Source organism: Gemmatimonadaceae bacterium (assembly GCA_035533755.1).
Taxonomy (GTDB): Bacteria; Gemmatimonadota; Gemmatimonadetes; order Gemmatimonadales; family Gemmatimonadaceae; genus JAGWRI01.
Genome location: DATLTC010000029.1, coordinates 1 through 14,581, shown reverse-complemented (window position 1 = coordinate 14,581; position 14,581 = coordinate 1). Strand labels below are relative to the sequence as shown.

Sequence of the window (14,581 nt, the reverse complement as noted above, 5' to 3'; positions counted from 1 at the left end):
TCCTGCAGCACGGGTCCATCCTGCTCGCCGACGACCAGGCGCTCATCGGCGAGCTGTTGCGCCAGCGCCGGCCCACCGTCACGCCGCCCGCGGCATCGCTCGACGTCGTGCTCGGCCAGGCCCCGCCCTTCGCGCGCGTCGCCGACGCGCTCGTCTCGGCGCTGCGCGCGCTCTCGCCGGACGCCGGGCCGCTGGACGCCGACGAGCAGCTGCAGCGCGAGGTGGCCGCCGCCACCGGGGAATTCGCCGACGAACGCTGGACGTGGAGGCGGTAGATTGGCTTGACGCACCCTGCCCGCCTCGCAATCGTTCCCACCATCGCGTTCACCCACCATCATCCATGCGCACTCTCCGTCTCGCCGCCTGCTGTCTCCCCATCGTGTGGCTCGCTGCGTGCGGCAGGGGCGAACCGTCCGCATCGTCCGCGGCGGGCGCCGTCGACGGCGGCACGATGGTCATCGCCGCGCCGGGTGACGCCGACAACCTGCTCCCGCCCCTCTCGGTCACCATCCTCGGCCGCGAGGTGACGGATCTGGTATTCGACCACCTCGCCGAGATCGACGACAGCCTGCACACGATCGGCGACGCGGGCTTCACGCCGCGGCTGGCCCGGAGCTGGACGTGGGCCCCCGATTCGATGTCCGTTGTCTTCCATCTCGATCCGCGCGCGCGTTGGCACGACGGCCAACCGGTCACGGCGCGCGACGTCCGATTCTCGCTCGCGCTGTACAAGAACCCCAAGCTCGGCTCGCCGTTCGCGCCCGCGCTCGCCAACGTGGATTCGGTGTCGGTCAAGGATTCGCTCACCGCCATCGCCTGGTTCCACGCGCGCCAGCCGGAGTCGTTCTTCGACATCGCGTATCAGCTGTGGGTGATGCCCGAGCACGTGTACGCCGCCGTCCCCCCCGAGAAGCTCGCGACGTCCGAGTTGGCGCGGCGCCCCGTGGGCTCGGGACGCTTCCGATTCGTCAGCTGGCAGCCGGGCTCGCGGCTCGAGATCCAGGCCGACACCGCCAACTATCGCGGCCGTGCCCGGCTCGATCGCGTCATCTGGGCCATCTCGCCCGACAACGACGCGTCGTTCGCGCAGGTCATGAGCGGCCAGGCCGATCTGCTCGAGAACGCCACGCCCGACCAGCTCAAGGCCGCGGCCGGCCACGCCGGCATCCGGCCCTTCCCCTGGCCGTCGCTGCAGTACGCCTTCATGGGCATGAACTTCCGCAGCGCCAAGCAACGCACGCGGCCCAATCGCTTCTTCGCCGACCTCCGCGTGCGGCGCGCCATCTCGATGGCGCTCGACCGTCGCGCCATGCTCCACAACGTCTTCGATTCGCTGGGCGCGATCGGGTACGGCCCGTTCCCGCGCGTGCTCTCCACTGCCGACACCACGCTCCGCATCCCGCCGTACGACGTGGCCCACGCGCAGGCCCTGCTCGATTCCGCCGGCTGGCGCACCGGCCCCGACAGCATCCGGCGCAAGGACGGCCGGCCGTTCGAGATCCGGTTGATCGCGCCCACGTCGAGCGCCTTCCGGATGAGCTATGCCGTGCTCATCCAGGACGCGCTGCGCAAAGTGGGCGTGAAGGTGGACATCGACGCGGCCCCCTTCCCGGTGTTCTTCGCCAAGCAGACGGCGGGAGATTTCGACGCCGTGCTCGCCGGCTACAGCACCGATCCCAACGCCGCCGGCGCCGTCCAGAGCTGGGGCACCAAGTCGATCATTCCCGCCGGCGGCAACTACCTCTCCTACTCCGACCCCACCTTCGACGCGCTCGTCGACAGCGCCACCGCGTCGTTCAACGCCGCCGCGGCCAAGGCCTACGCCACGCGCGCGTACCAGACCATCGCCGACGACGCGCCCGCCGTCTGGCTCTACGACGTCCTGTCGGTCGGGCTCATCAACACGCGGTTCCACGAAGCGCCGCTCCGCGCCGACGGCTGGTGGGAACACCTCGCCGACTGGACCATTCCCCCGGCCGCGCGCATCGACCGCGATCGCATCGGCCTCGGCGCGCCGAAACCGTAGCCCGTGGGGCGTCGCGTCGCGGCCCGGCTCGGGCAAGCCATCGTCGTCCTGTGGGTGGTCGCGACGCTGGCCTTCTTCCTGATCCACGCCGCGCCCGGCGACCCGTTCGGCTTCGACGCCCCCAGCATCACGCCCGCCACCCGCGCGTTCTGGCGACACCAGTTCGGCTACGACCGCCCGCTCGGCGTCCAGTACGCCCGCTGGCTCGACAACGTCGCGCACGGGCGGTTCGGCTATTCGCAATCACTGCACGAACCGGTGCGCGACGCCATCGCCCAGGCGTTGCCGCGCACCCTGCTCCTCATGGGCGTGGCGCTCGTCGCCGCGTTCGCCATCGGCATCCTGCTCGCCCTGTTCCAGGTACAGCACCGCGGCACCCGGCGCGCGCGATGGGCCGGCACCATCGCCCTCCTCTTCTATTCGCTCCCTGATTTCTGGCTGGCCATGGTGCTGTTGCTCGCGTTCGCCTATTGGGTGCCCATCCTGCCGGCGGGGTTCACGGTGGACCCGGTGATGCACCAGTACATGGCGCCCATTCCCGCGCTCGTCGACCGCTTGCGCCACCTCGTGCTCCCGGCGCTCACGCTCACCCTCCTCACCACGGCCGGCGTGGCGCGCTTCCAGCGCAACGAGCTGCTCGAAGTGTTGCCGCTCGACTTCATCCGCACCGCGCGGGCCAAGGGACTCGATGAGCGCGCCGTCGTGCGCCGGCATGCCCTGCGCAACGCCCTCCTCCCCACCATCACCCTGGCCGGCCTCGCCCTCCCGGCGCTGCTCGGCGGCGCGGTGTTCGTGGAGAAGGTGTTCTCCTGGCAGGGCATGGGGTGGCTCACCGTCAACGCCATCGGCATGCGTGACTATCCGCTGGTGATGGCCGCCGTCATCGTCGCCACGTGCATGGTCGTTCTCGGCAACCTGCTGGCCGATCTCGCCTACGCGGCGGCCGATCCGAGACTCCGTGCCGACTGACGGCCCACGCCGCCGAGCGGGACCGGGCTGGAAACAGCTCACGCCCGGCGCCCGCGCGGCCTGCGGCGTCATCGTGCTGTTCGTGCTCGCGGCGGTGTTCGCGCCGCTCCTCACGCGGTACCAGCCCTGGCAGCAGCTCGACGTCGTGCGCCTCAAGAGCCTCCCGCCGTCGCTCGCCCATCCATTCGGCACCGATCGCTTCAGCCGCGACGTGTACACGCGCGTGCTGTATGGGGCCCGCGTCTCGCTCGCCATCGGCGCCCTGGCCGTGCTCCTGTCGTCCAGCGTCGGCACGCTGTACGGCGCCGTTGCCGGCTACGCCGGCGGCGTGGTGGACACGGTGATGATGCGGATCATAGACACCTTCCTCTCCGTGCCCCGCGTGCTCCTGCTCATCGCCGTGCTCGCGCTCTGGTCGCCGGTGCCCCTGGCCGGGCTCATCCTGCTCATCGGCCTCACCGGCTGGTTCGACATCGCGCGCATCGTCCGGGCGCAGGCCATGGCCCTGCGCGACCGGGAGTTCGTGGTCGCCGCGCGATCACTGGGCGCGCGTCCGTCCGCCATCGTCTGGCGCCACGTGCTCCCCAACGTGCTCGCGCCCGTCATCGTGGCCGGCATGCTGGCGGTGGGCAACGTCATCGTGCTCGAGGCCGGCCTCTCGTTCCTCGGCATCGGCGTCCGCGAGCCCACGGCAAGCTGGGGCACGATGTTCCAGGACGCGGCCAACCAGTTCGTGTCCAGCTGGTGGGCCGTGATCTTTCCCGGCGTCGCGATCGTCGCCACGGTGCTCGCCCTCAACACACTCGGCGACGCCTTGCGTGATCTGCTCGACCCACGACAGCTTCCCGCACACCCCGGATCCGAATTCCAGGAGCCCGCCCATGGCTGAGCCTCTGCTCGCCATCGAGAACCTGCGCACGTACTTCCACACCGCCGGCGGCGTTGCCCGGGCGGTGGACGGCCTGTCGCTCACCGTTGCGCCGGGCGAGACGGTGGGCGTGGTGGGCGAATCCGGATGCGGCAAGTCGGTCACGGCGCTGTCCATCCTGCGCCTGATCGGCGCGCCCGGCCGCATCGAGTCGGGCAGCCGCATCCTGTTCCAGGGCCGCGACCTCCTGTCGCTCGACGGGCGCGCCATGCGCGCCGTGCGCGGCAATCGCATCGCGATGATCTTCCAGGAGCCGATGACCGCCCTGAACCCGGTGTTCACGGTGGGCGACCAGGTGGCCGAGGTGGCTCGGATCCACGCCGGCGCGTCGCGGGCCGAAGCCTGGAAGCGCGCCGTGGAGATGCTCGACCGCGTGGGCATCCCCGCCGCCGGCGAGCGGGCGCGCGAATATCCGCACCAGCTTTCGGGCGGCATGCGCCAGCGCGTCATGATCGCCATGGCGCTCATGATGCAGCCCGACCTCCTGATCGCCGACGAGCCCACTACCGCGCTCGACGTCACCATCCAGGCGCAGATCCTCGAGCTGCTCGCCGAGCTGCAGCGGCAGTTCGGCATGTCGGTGCTCCTCATCACGCACGACTTCGGCGTCATCGCCGAGACCGCCTCGCGCGTCGTCGTGATGTACGGCGGCGAGGCGGTGGAGCAGGCGCCGGTGCGCGAGCTGTTCGCGCACCCGCACCACCCCTACACCCAGGGGCTGCTCGCCGCGATGCCCCGCCTGGGCGCGTCCCGCGAACGTCTGCAGACCATCCCCGGCACCGTGCCGGCGCCCACCGACTGGCCCGCCGGCTGCCGGTTCCGCGATCGCTGCGCCTTCGCCTGGGAGCGCTGCGAACGCGAACATCCCGCGCTCCATCAGTTGAGCGCCGATCACGCGTCGCGCTGCCACCTGGCCGTGGAACCCGAACGCCGCGTCGCGCACCCGCCGGCGGCGCCGGCGGAGATCGCATGACCGCCCCCATCGCCGGCACGACCGCTCCGCTGCTCGACGTCCGCGATCTCGCCAAGCACTTCGCGCGGCGCGCCCCGCTCTTCGGCCGCGCGCCCGGCCCCGTGCGCGCCGTGGACGGCGTCTCGTTCCACATCATGCCGGGCGAGACGCTCGGGCTCGTGGGCGAATCGGGGTGCGGCAAGACCACCACCGGCCGCGCCGTGCTCCGGCTCATCGAGCCCACCAGCGGCAGCGTCCGCTTCGACGGCCGCGACGTGCTCGCCCTGCGCGCCGGCGAATTGCGCCAGCTGCGCCGGCGGATGCAGATCGTGTTCCAGGATCCCTTCTCGTCGCTCAACCCGCGGATGACCATCGGCGCCATCGTGCGCGAGGGACTCACCATCCATCGCCTCGCCGAGGGAGACGCCGCCGACCGGCGCGTGCGCCAGCTGCTCGAAGAGGTGGGGTTGCGGCCCGAGTACGCGTCGCGGTACCCGCACGAATTCTCGGGCGGCCAGCGGCAGCGCGTCGGCATCGCCCGCGCGCTCTCCGTGGAACCGTCGTTCATCGTCTGCGACGAGCCCGTGTCCGCCCTCGACGTGTCGGTGCAGGCCCAGGTGGTGAACCTGCTGCAGGACCTGCAGCGCGACCGCGGGCTCGCGTATCTGTTCATCGCCCACGACCTCGCGGTGATCGAGCACATCGCCGACCGCGTGGCCGTGATGTATCTGGGCCACATCGTCGAGACGGCCACGGCCCGCGATCTCTACCGCGAACCGTTGATGCCGTACACGCAGGCGCTGCTGTCGGCCGTGCCCGTGCCCGACCCCACCGCGTCGCGCGACCGCATCATCCTTCAGGGCGACGTGCCGTCGCCCTCCGCTCCGCCCTCGGGCTGTGTCTTCCATCCGCGGTGCCAACACCCGGGCAAGGACGCCGCCTGCACCCGGATCGTGCCGCCGCTCGAAGAGAAGGCACCCGGACACCTCGTGGCATGCATCAAGCAGACGCCCACCGCCGTCTCGTGGGCGCAGCAGCAGGACGCTGGTGCGACCCACCCGCCCGAGCGGTATGTCCCCGTCGCCGCGCTCCACACGCGTTCGCGGGGCCTCGCCTCACCGTAGGTTTCCCGTCCTACCTTCCTACCGTCCTACTGCATCACGGCCAATTGAACAGACTCGCCGGCACGCTCCGCTCCCTGGCCCTCGCCACATCCCGCGGATCGCGCCAGAACACCGTGGACTGATCGCTCCGCGACAGCCGGAACGCCACCCGCACGCCCCGGCCCGGCACCCGCGGAAACGCCACGTCCAGCCGCCACATCCGCGCCGAATGCGACGGCACCGCCGCCAGCAGGCTGAACCCCGCCGAGTAGCGCAGAGGCGTCGTCACCCCGTACGGCACGTCGCCCGCCCACAGCCGCCCGGCGTCGGCGAACAGCGCCACGCCGATGTCCGCCGTGCTGCCCCACGGCGTCCCCAGATCGATGCGGTCTTCCACGCGCATGATCGCCCGCCGCCCGCCCTGCTCCTGCCCTTCGGACATCCCGCGGATTCCCCCGTCCACGCCCGCCAGCGTCATGCGGAACGGCACCCGCACCCGCCATCCGCCGCTCCACTCCAGCGAGCCGATCAACATCTCCGATTCGCCCACGCGCTGGAACTGCGCCAGCCGCCCGCTGCCCAGCACGCCGTCCCACGCCGGCCCGTTGAACGACCGGCGTGCCTCGCCGGAGGCCTGGAAGCGAAGCCCCGACCGCGCCGACGCCCAGCCCGCGTAGATGTCCGTGCCCACGAGCATGTCCTGGTCGGCCGAGCCCAGAAACGAAGCGCTCTTCCCGATTAGCGCGCCCGCCTGGATCCCCACCGGCACGTCCTGCGTGTTTCGCAGCGCGTCCAATCCCGTGGTGCGCACGTAACGCAGGTTGCGGTATCCCACCAGCGCATTCAGGCGCGACACCGAGTGCGCCGTGTACCGGCCGGTGAACTCGCTGCTCGTATCCGGCGCCACGCCGCCCGACGACAGGAGCAACGGTGCCGTCCCCGGATGCTCCCCTTCGTGCGAGATCGACATGCCCAGCAGCAGCAGCCGTCCCGGCGGACCGATCCGCACGATGCCGCCGATGTCGGAATACGCCCGCTCCGCGCGCATGGCATGCACCACGCGCGACGGATCCACGAAGCGCACGTAATCCACCGCCTCGCCTTGCTGCACGCGCCACGCCGTGCGCTGCAGATCGGTGAGAAACGGCCGCTGCAGCCCGAAGTGGTACGACCCGCCCAGCGGATCGCGCGCCGCTTGCACGGTCCCCTGATACGATTGTCCGAACATCTGATAATCGGTGAGCCCCACCGAGAGCCCATCGCGGAACGCCGGCTCGTGCCACCAGCGGCCCACCGCGGAGATCCCCTCGCCGTTCACATTGGCGCTGCCCATCCGCAACTGCGTGAGGAACGGCATCTTCGCCCGGGCAGTGGCGCTGAACAGAAGCTCCACTTCGTCGATCGTGTGCACCTCGAGGTCCACGCCGCCGGAGTCGCTCTTCACCGCCTGCACCGTCGCATCGGCAATGAACGGCTGCGCCCGCAGAATGCGCTCCGACTCGGCGCGCCGCAGCTCCGAGCACCGATCCCCCACGTGCAGCAGCAGAAATCGCTCGATCACGTTGGGCCGCGTCGTCACGTGTACGTGGCGCGCGATCTCCGAGACCACCGGAATCCGCTGCACGCCCGCCACCGACGGCGCCACCGTGACGATGCGCAGCGCCTCGATGCGCTGCCCGTTGCACGGCACCACCTGCGGCGTCTGCGCGCCTACCGTCCCCGGCCACGCCCCCGCCACCGCCACCGCGCACACCGAGAGGCACGCCGGAATGCGCATCCTACGGCGACTTCCCCATGCGCCGCTTCAGCGCCTCGAGCCGACGCTCCGCCTCCTCGTCGCGGGCTACCCTGGCCCGCTCGCGGCCCAGCGCGTCGATCGCCTCGCGCGCCGATTCCCCCGTCTCCTCGGCCAGCGGATCCTGCACCGCGCCCGCCGTGGACGCGGGCGGCACCGCCCCGATCGCGTGACGCTTGAACTCGGCGTTCATCTCGTCCAGCTCGCGCTCCGCCAACCCCAGCTCCCGCTCCTGCACCTCCACCTTGCGATCGAGCACTTCCAGTCGCTCGGCGTGATGCCCCTCGTACTTGGCGGCAAGATCCACCGTCTCCTGATCGTGGATGCCCTCCGCGAGCGCCTTGCGGCGACGCACCGTCTCCAGCTCGCGCCGCTCGGCGTCCGCCTGGGCGCGCGCCTTCACCACGCCGGCGCGCAGATCCTCCACCCCCAGCCGCGCCTGCACCAGCGAGTCCTTCATGCGCGCCAGCGCATCGCGGCGCTCTTCGGGCTTCGTGGCGCGAGCCATGAGATCGTCCAACGATTGGCGAAGGTTTTCGAACACGATCCACCTACGGAATGCGCCAGGCGCGCGTTTCGACGCGCCCGGCGCGTGGACAAGGCTGGCGCAGCGTGTGGCCAACTCGGTACGATACCGTGTAGCGCCGTATCGTGGCAACCACACCGCACCGCATCCAATCCATGCCGCACCCGCTGCCCGTCGTCGCCGTCACCGCCACCACGGAGCTCATCCGGGGCCTGCCGCGCGTGCGGCTGAACCAACGCTACACCGACGCCCTGCAGCGCGCCGGTCTCATCCCCGTCGTCGTCCCCCCGCTCGCGCCCGACGCCGCCCACGCCCTGCTCCGCCGCGTGGACGGACTCGTCCTCACCGGCGGCGAGGACGTCGACCCCGCCCTGTTCGGGGCCGCTCCCCACCCCAGAGCCGACCCGCCGCACCCCGAACGCGACCGCTCCGAGATCGCCCTCACCGTCGCCGCCCACGCGCAACGGCTACCCACGCTCGCCATCTGCCGCGGGCTGCAACTCGTGAACGTCGCCTTCGGCGGGTCCCTCATTCAGGACATCCCCGCCCAACGCCCACACGCGCTGCCCCACGCGCGCGACGAGGACCGCGGCGCCCGCGTCCACGGCGTGACGATCGACGACGGCACCCGACTGGCGGGCGCGCTCGGCGCCACGCGCCTCACCGTGAACTCCCTCCACCACCAGGCCCTCGACCGGATCGGCCGCGGGCTGCGCGTGGCCGCGCGCGCCGACGACGGCATCATCGAAGCCGCCGAGTGGGCCGGCGACGAGTGGTGGATGGTCGGCGTCCAGTGGCACCCCGAAGAGCTCGATCAGACGCCCGAGGCGTGGGATCGCACGCTGTTCGGCGCCTTCGCGCGCGCCGTCACTGCGTCCAACGCCAGCGCGTTTCGTCCCGCACCTGTCGCATGAGCCGTTCCGGGGTGTGGACGTCGGGAAACAGCAGCGCGTCGCTGAACCCCGTGAGCGCCACGCGCAACGTGGCGAACCGCTCCGCCATCGCCGCGTAGAGCTCCGCCGTCCCACGCGCCCGCGCCGACGGATGCTCGGCCGCCATCGCGAACCCGCGCTTGCCCATCGCCTCGTAGTACTCCAGCTGCGGCCCGCCGCGCCGCCACCGCCGGTGCTCGATGTGATCCGGATACAGCCCGCTCAGCCATAGCGCGTAGTTCCCCAGGTGCGCCCGCACCCGGTAGCTCCGCCCTGCGTCCCGCCCCTCGGCGTCGCGCAGGAGATCCGCCAGCGTGTCGTACGTCTCGTCGTCGTGATCATCGCATCGCCGGCTGCGATCGCGCACCCCGAACGCCAGCACCAACGCGGCCGCGTAGTCGCCGATCACGCGGTCCTCCTCGCCCATGCGCCGCAACACGTAGCGCACCATCACGTACGTGAACAGGCGCAGCGACACGAGCGCCGCCATCGGATCCTGCATCAGCGCCGGCGGTAGTCGTGGATCGTCGAGCACCGCGTCGAGCCCTTCGTTGGCCAGCCGCGCCTGCAGGTCGCGCTCGCACGCCGCCCCGCCGCCGCTCGCGTCGCTCGATTCGCGGCACACCAGTCGAATGGCCAACTGGGCATCCTCGCGCGTCATCTGCCGCCGGGTATCCGGTTGAATCACGTCGCCTCCGACGTCGCGTTATCTGGGTCGCGTGGGACGATTCGCCACCGCCAGCCCCACGTCCATCATCAGGCGGTCCACCAACGCCATCTTCACATAGCCGATCTTGTCGACCGAGTCGGTCACCTTGTGGTAGTCGGCGTGCAGGCCCGTGGTGAAGAACACCACCGGTATTCCCCTGAGCGCGTAGTTGTACTGGTCGCTGCGGTAGTACATGCGCTCCGGATCGGCCGGCGTGTCGAACGACCGGTTGATGCGGAACGGCTGTGATTCGCTCGCGTTCACCGAATCCACGATCGCGCCCAGCACCTTGCTCTGGCCGTTGGGCGCCGTGCCCGGCCCCACCACGTACAGCTCGCCCGGCGCGTTCCGGCCCACCATGTCGGCGTTCAGCTCGGCGACGATCGAATCGATCGGCACCGTCGGATGGGCGGTGAACCAGCTCGACCCCAGCAGCCCCTTCTCCTCGCCCGTGTGCCACACGAAGAGCACCGACCGCGCCGGCCGCAGCACCCGCATCGCGCGCGCCATCGCCAGCAGCGACACGCTGCCCGACCCGTCGTCGTCGGCGCCGTTGGCGATCGAGTCGGGCGTCATGCCCGGCTGGATGCCGATGTGGTCCAGATGCGCGCCGAAGGCCACGTACGTGTGGCGCAACCGGGGGTCGCCGCCCCGCAGCACGGCCACCACGTTGTACCCGGTCACCGGCGTCCGGCGCGTGTCCACGTGGCCGCTGAACGTGCCCGCGAGGTCCTGCGCGTGATCGTCGGCCGGCCAGCCCTTGGGAAGCAGCGGAGAGCCCGGCGTGGCCAGCCCCAACAGCACCATGGGGAATATCCGCATCTGCTTGGTGGGCGCCGCTGCCCCCGTGCGGATCGACACCGCGCGCAGCAGCGAGGGCCCCGCTTCGTCGAACAGCTCGCGCGTGGCCGGCGTCATCAGCACGATCACCGCCGCCGGCCGCAGCGGCAGCACCTGCTGCAGCAGCACGCTCAGGTAGCCCTCGGCGTCGTACTTCGCGCGGGCCGCCGAGTCGGCGCCCGGCGGCGCGCCATGCACGATCACCAGCACCTTGCCCTGCACCGCCAGCCCGCGCAGGTCGTGCCGGCCCAGCGCATCGTCGTCGATGCCGTAGCCGCCGAACACGATCGGGCCCTGCGCGTCCAGCGCCGTGTACGCGCCCAGTCCCAGCGTGGTCAGCGGCAGCAGATCCCGTCCCAGCGCCAGCGCGCGCGTCGTGCCCCCGTCCTCCACCGAGAACCGTGTGGTTGCCACGATGTCCTCGCGCTCCAGGGGCACGCGCTGGTAGAACCCGCTGTCCCCCGCTGGCTCGAGCCCGAGCACGGCCAGCCGGTTGGCGATGAACGTGGCGGCGCGCACCGCATCGGGCGTGCCCGTCTCGCGTCCGCGCATCGAGTCGTCCGCGAACGCGTACAGATCGCGCTGGAGCTCCATGGGCGAGATCGTCGGAGATCGCGAGGCGATCGGCGTTTCGGTGGGCGCCGCCGCCGCAGCAGCCGCGGCGGCCGCGGCGGCCGCTCCGCCGCCCCCCGCACTCCCCGTCGCGCAACCCGTCGCCAGGGCCAGCGCCAGTGCCCGCCAGACTCGCATGCCCGTCTCCCCGAATGGGATCCGCCGCCATCGCCGACGCACGATGCACACAGCGTAGTGCCGCATCGCCGCCCCGCGCAAGCAGTTTACGCCCCCCGTACCACCCGCCGGCATCATTCCACGGCCTCGCACCATGGCCCGTCCCCCTTCCCGCCACCCGGCGGAGGCCTAGCTTTCCTCGGACCATCACCCTCACCCAGCATCCAACCGTGCTCTACGTCTGCATCCCCGCGTACAACGAAGCCCCCACCATCGGGCTGTTGCTCTGGCGCATCCGCAAGGTGTTCCAGCAGTACTCGCGCGAGCACGAGATCCTGGTGTACAACGACGGCAGCACCGACGACACGGCCGAGGTGCTCAAACCCTACCACGACGTGCTGCCCCTCACCGTGATCGGCGGCACGGAACACGTGGGATACGCCCGCGCCCTCGACGCGCTGGCCCGCACCGCGTCGCAGCGCACGCGCTATCCGCGGCGCGACGCCCTCGTCGTCATGCAGGGCGACTTCACCGATCCCCCGGAACACCTTCCCGAACTCATCAAGCGGTTCGAGGGCGGCGCCGACATCGTGGTGGCCGAACGGCCGCCCGAGTCGCTCCCCGTGCCCGCGCGGCGCCTCCGCCGCGTGGCCCCGTGGATCCTCCGGCCGTTCTCGCGCGTGCCCGGCGTGACTGATCCGTTCGGCTCGCTGCGCCTCTACCGCATCGCCATCCTGCGCGACCTGCTCAAGGAGCTGGGCGACCGCCCCATCGTCGACGCCGACGGCTGGGCCGCCAACGTGCAGCTGCTCGTGCGCGCGTCCAAATTCGCGCGCCGCGTGGAGACCGTCTCGCTCGACACCCGCTACGACCTGCGACCGCGCGAGAGCCGCGTGCGCCCCTGGAGCGACGCCCTCGGCCTCTACCGCATGGCCCGCGATCTCCGCGCCCGGGGTCCCGCCACGTCGTGAGCCTCTTCGCCCGCGGAGCCGCCGCCCTGTTGCTGGCGCTCGCGGCGCGCGCCGGCGCACAGAAGGACCCCCTGGCCCCCGCCAGGCACGCGCAGCCGGCTGCCGTGCCGCTCGTCGCCGGCGAGCGCCTGGACTACGACGTGCGCTTCGGGCCCATCAAGGTGGGCAGAGCGAGCATGCGGGTGGCCGGCCTCGACACCGTGCGCGGCATCACCGCCTGGCACACCGTCTTCACCGTGCGCGGTGGCACGTTCTTCTACCGCGTGAACGACGTGCTGGAGAGCTGGATCGACACCACCCGCTTCGCCTCGCTGCGCTTTCACCAGCACCTCGCCGAAGGCAGCCGCGATCGCGATTACCTGTATGAGATATTTCCCAACCGCCGTGTCTACGTGCAGGCGGGCAACGAGCCCCAGCCGTCGGTGAGCGACCCACTCGACGACGCGTCGTTCCTGTACTTCGTGCGCACCGTCCCGCTCGAGGTCGGCCACGAATATGCATTCGACCGCTACTTCCGCCCCGACCGCAACCCCGTGCGCCTCATCGTGCTGCGCAGAGAGCGCGTGACCGTGCCCGCCGGCACGTTCGATGCCATCGTCGTGCGCCCGATCATCAAGACGCGCGGCATCTTCTCCGAGGGCGGCGAAGCCCAGATCTGGCTCTCCGACGACGCCACCCGCATGCTCCTGCAACTCAGGAGCAAGCTCTCGTTCGGCTCGCTCAACCTGTACCTCCGGTCGTATCATGTAGCAGCGGATACCCTCCGCCCCTAGCGACGCCGTTCCGCCGTTGTGGTGTTGTGCCGTTGTGCCGTTGTGCCGTTGTGCCGTCCTACCCCCCTACCGTCCTACCGTCCTACCGTCCCCATGACACACGACGAAGCCGACCTCAGCGCCGTCCGCACCGTGCCCGTGGCCCGCCGCCCCAACAAGGTGCGCGCCGAAGAGTTCGCCCACCCGCCCGGCACCGATCGGTCGTTCCACGCCTTCCTCGCGTCGCTGCCCGACGTGCTCGTGGCCCGCGACTTCCGCCGCGTGGTCCACGCCATCGCCGACGCCAAGCGCCGCGACCGCGGCGTCGTGCTCATGCTCGGCGGCCACATCGTGAAGACCGGACTCGCTCCGCTCCTCATCGACCTCATGCGCCGCGGCATCGCCACCCACGTGGCCATGAACGGCTCGGCCGCCATCCACGACTACGAGATCGCGCGCTTCGGCGCCACCTCCGAAGACGTGGCCGCCGGCCTCAAGGACGGCACCTTCGGCATGGCCGAAGAAACCGGCCGCGGCATGAACGACGCGTTCACCGCCGGCATGAACCGCCAGATGGGCATGGGCGAGGCGCTCGCCGTGGCGCTCGACGCGGAGCCGAGCCTGGCGCACCCCGAACTCTCGATCCTGCTCAATGCGCACCGGCTCGGCGTGGGCACCACCGTGCACGCCGCCATCGGCGCCGAGATCATCCATCAGCACCCGGCCGCCAACGGCGCTGCCATCGGCGATACCAGCCACCGCGACTTCCGACGCCTCGCCGCGGCGCTGCTCCGTCTCGACGACGGCGGCGTGGTGCTCAACCTCGGCAGCGCCGTGATCATGCCCGAGGTGTTCCTCAAAGCGCTCACCATCGCCCGCAACCTGCACGCCGGCAAACCGCAGGGCTTCGTGAGCTGCGACCTCGACATGCAGCGGCACTACCGTCCCCGCGTGAACGTCGTCCAGCGGCCCACGCTCCAGAGCGGCGCCGGGTACGAGATCACGGGACACCATGAGATCATGGTCCCGCTGTTGGTGTGGGGTGTAGTGGACGAACTTGAAGGCGTAGGACGGTAGGGTGGTAGGGCGGTCGTGGGTAAACGGCGTTCCGCAGTCATCCGTCCTACCCCCCTACCATCCTACCGTCCTACCAATAAAGAACGGCGGACATGGCATCCAACCGCCACATCCGCCGCCCCACACGCCGCGCGATTCCGGGCGCGCCGCGCGTGTCTCTCTCTACATCGCCGAAGTCCCCGACCACCGCTCGCGCAACCGGCGCGCCGTGGCGGGACTCACAATGCGAATGACCAGATACACGATCACGCCCACGATCGCGATCTTCACCG

14 protein-coding genes are annotated in these 14,581 nt (G+C 71.0%); 10 read left to right on the top strand and 4 right to left on the bottom strand.

Annotated elements, in window-relative coordinates; genetic code table 11:
• From VNE60_04920 to VNE60_04895, 6 genes are all read left to right on the top strand, one after another.
• Nucleotides 1-275 (top strand): hypothetical protein (locus VNE60_04920; GenBank protein HVB30852.1); only part of this gene is annotated, 275 nt, incomplete at its 5' end.
• A gap of 65 nt (nt 276-340) precedes the next feature.
• Nucleotides 341-2,026 carry a peptide ABC transporter substrate-binding protein gene (locus VNE60_04915; protein HVB30851.1) on the top strand — a complete coding sequence of 562 codons (1,686 nt, stop codon included), beginning with the start codon at nt 341-343 and terminating at the stop codon, nt 2,024-2,026.
• 3 nt (nt 2,027-2,029) lie between these two features.
• On the top strand, nt 2,030-2,995 hold the full coding sequence (locus VNE60_04910) for an ABC transporter permease (GenBank protein HVB30850.1): 966 nt from the start codon (nt 2,030-2,032) through the stop codon (nt 2,993-2,995).
• Complete coding sequence (locus tag VNE60_04905) at nt 2,985-3,884, top strand: ABC transporter permease (GenBank protein HVB30849.1); 900 nt, start codon at nt 2,985-2,987, stop codon at nt 3,882-3,884. Before VNE60_04910 ends, VNE60_04905 begins: the two co-directional genes overlap by 11 nt.
• Nucleotides 3,877-4,896 carry an ABC transporter ATP-binding protein gene (locus VNE60_04900; GenBank protein HVB30848.1) on the top strand — a complete coding sequence of 340 codons (1,020 nt, stop codon included), beginning with the start codon at nt 3,877-3,879 and terminating at the stop codon, nt 4,894-4,896. Before VNE60_04905 ends, VNE60_04900 begins: the two co-directional genes overlap by 8 nt.
• A complete protein-coding gene (locus VNE60_04895) occupies nt 4,893-5,999 on the top strand; it encodes an oligopeptide/dipeptide ABC transporter ATP-binding protein (GenBank protein ID HVB30847.1) in 1,107 nt (368 codons plus the stop codon). Before VNE60_04900 ends, VNE60_04895 begins: the two co-directional genes overlap by 4 nt.
• Before the next feature lie 34 nt (nt 6,000-6,033).
• Here VNE60_04895 and VNE60_04890 read toward each other — a convergent pair whose 3' ends face one another.
• Together VNE60_04890 and VNE60_04885 are read right to left on the bottom strand one after the other, a co-directional pair.
• The gene (locus tag VNE60_04890) at nt 6,034-7,755 is read right to left on the bottom strand and encodes a hypothetical protein (GenBank protein HVB30846.1); all 1,722 of its coding nucleotides are present in this window, start codon (nt 7,753-7,755) and stop codon (nt 6,034-6,036) included.
• Between the two features lies 1 nt (nt 7,756).
• Nucleotides 7,757-8,281: a hypothetical protein gene (locus VNE60_04885; GenBank protein ID HVB30845.1), complete on the bottom strand. Its 525-nt coding sequence runs from the start codon at nt 8,279-8,281 to the stop codon at nt 7,757-7,759.
• Nucleotides 8,282-8,454: 173 nt separating this feature from the next.
• Here VNE60_04885 and VNE60_04880 point away from each other — a divergent pair, with 173 nt between their 5' ends.
• Complete coding sequence (locus VNE60_04880; protein ID HVB30844.1) at nt 8,455-9,213, top strand: gamma-glutamyl-gamma-aminobutyrate hydrolase family protein; 759 nt, start codon at nt 8,455-8,457, stop codon at nt 9,211-9,213.
• On the opposite strand, the gene VNE60_04875 is transcribed toward VNE60_04880, so the two are convergent.
• Nucleotides 9,167-9,919 (bottom strand): hypothetical protein, encoded by a 753-nt coding sequence (locus tag VNE60_04875; GenBank protein ID HVB30843.1) that lies wholly within the window; start codon nt 9,917-9,919, stop codon nt 9,167-9,169. The two genes, VNE60_04880 and VNE60_04875, sit on opposite strands and share 47 nt — an antisense overlap.
• An 18-nt stretch (nt 9,920-9,937) precedes the next feature.
• The gene (locus VNE60_04870; protein ID HVB30842.1) at nt 9,938-11,530 is read right to left on the bottom strand and encodes a M28 family peptidase; all 1,593 of its coding nucleotides are present in this window, start codon (nt 11,528-11,530) and stop codon (nt 9,938-9,940) included.
• 209 nt (nt 11,531-11,739) lie between these two features.
• On the opposite strand from VNE60_04870, the gene VNE60_04865 reads away from it, so the two are divergent.
• The 3 genes from VNE60_04865 to VNE60_04855 all read left to right on the top strand — a co-directional run bounded on the left by VNE60_04865 (nt 11,740) and on the right by VNE60_04855 (nt 14,309).
• Nucleotides 11,740-12,480 carry a glycosyltransferase family 2 protein gene (locus VNE60_04865; protein ID HVB30841.1) on the top strand — a complete coding sequence of 247 codons (741 nt, stop codon included), beginning with the start codon at nt 11,740-11,742 and terminating at the stop codon, nt 12,478-12,480.
• Nucleotides 12,477-13,253 carry a DUF3108 domain-containing protein gene (locus tag VNE60_04860; protein HVB30840.1) on the top strand — a complete coding sequence of 259 codons (777 nt, stop codon included), beginning with the start codon at nt 12,477-12,479 and terminating at the stop codon, nt 13,251-13,253. The genes VNE60_04865 and VNE60_04860 overlap by 4 nt, the downstream gene beginning before the upstream one ends.
• A 93-nt stretch (nt 13,254-13,346) precedes the next feature.
• Complete coding sequence (locus tag VNE60_04855; GenBank protein ID HVB30839.1) at nt 13,347-14,309, top strand: hypothetical protein; 963 nt, start codon at nt 13,347-13,349, stop codon at nt 14,307-14,309.
• Nucleotides 14,310-14,581 lie beyond the last annotated feature (272 nt).